General features: G+C 58.8%; 1 protein-coding gene. It reads left to right on the top strand.

Annotated elements, in window-relative coordinates:
- Positions 1 to 76: 76 nt before the first annotated feature.
- Positions 77 to 308 (top strand): transposase (locus tag CXP40_RS23585; RefSeq protein WP_177429713.1); only part of this gene is annotated, 232 nt, incomplete at its 3' end.

Raw genomic sequence — 308 nt, 5'->3', positions numbered from 1 at the left:
GATTCTGTTGAAAAAGTAGCTGCTTCCCCATGCCTTCGGCAGAATTGCCCTGTCAGCGAGCGCGGGGGCGAACAGCATGATGGGGCAGTTACCGGGAGGACAGCAGCGCCTGTTCTACTCGTTCAATCTGGAAGATCACGTCCCGGCCCAACACCTCCTGCGCAGCATCGACCAGTGCTTAGATCTCAGTGATCTGCGCGCCTACCTGGCAGATTTCTATAGCCCCATCGGGCGCCCCTCGATTGATCCGGAGTTAATGGTGCGCATGCTGGTCGTCGGCTACTGCTATGGCATCCGTTCCGAGCGGC

The sequence above is a fragment of the Pseudomonas sp. YY-1 genome (genome assembly GCF_002843095.1).
Lineage (GTDB): Bacteria > Pseudomonadota > Gammaproteobacteria > Pseudomonadales > Pseudomonadaceae > Aquipseudomonas > Aquipseudomonas sediminis_A.
The sequence above is the reverse complement of the archived record's forward strand: the minus strand, read 5'-3'. Positions and strand labels throughout refer to the sequence as shown.